This is a genomic window from Streptomyces sp. HPF1205 (genome assembly GCF_020400825.1).
Classification (GTDB): Bacteria; Actinomycetota; Actinomycetes; order Streptomycetales; family Streptomycetaceae; genus Actinacidiphila.
Map to the genome: position 1 here is coordinate 1 of NZ_JAINVH010000130.1, position 784 is coordinate 784.

Here is a 784-nt window from a genome sequence, read left to right on the forward strand (position 1 = left end):
CCGGGGAAGGTGCCGGGGATCCAGGAGTGGCCGTCGTCGACGCCCCATTGGCTGACGCCCACGCAGCGTGAGACGGCCAGGCAGTCGTTGACCACGGTGGTGTAGTCGTTGGCCTGCTGCTGCAGGCTGGAGCTGGAGGCGGGCAGCTGGATGCGGTCGTCCAGCTCGGTGACCGCCACGTCCAGGCCGAGGTTGGCGAAGCGCTGCATGTTCGCCAGCATCGAGGAGGGGACCTGGCCGTCGATGAAGTGGCTCTCCAGGCCGATGCCGCCCAGCGGCACGCCCTGGGAGAGCATCTGCTGGGCCAGGGTGTACAGGGCGTTGCTCTTGGCGTTCTCGCCCTCGATGTTGTAGTCGTTGATGTACAGCTTGGCGTTGGGGTCCGCGTTGTGCGCGGTGCGGATCGCGTCGGCCAGGTAGCCGGAGCCCATCGCCTTGTAGAACACGTCCTGGCGCAGGCTGCCGTCCTCGTTGAACGGCTCGTTGATCACGTCCCAGGCGTAGACCTTGCCCTTGTAGTGGGTGGCCTCGGTGGTGATGTGGGATTCCATCACGCCCTGGACCTGGTTGGTGGGCAGGCTGCTGACCCAGTTGGGGAGCTGGGAGTGCCAGACCAGGTTGTGGCCGCGTACGCGGGCGTTGTGCGCCTGGGCCCAGTTGACGATCTGGTCGCCGGGGCCGAAGTTGTACGAGCCGTTGGACGGTTCGGTGGTGTCCCACTTCATCTCGTTGCCGGGGGTCACCATGTCGAACTGCACGTTGGCGATCGCCATCTCGCCGCTGA

The 784-nt window shown here is 66.2% G+C and carries 1 protein-coding gene; it reads right to left on the reverse strand.

Annotated features, from left to right (window positions below; genetic code table 11):
* A partial coding sequence (locus K7G61_RS35955) for an endo-1,4-beta-xylanase (RefSeq protein WP_225851355.1) occupies positions 1 to 784 on the reverse strand: 784 nt, incomplete at both ends.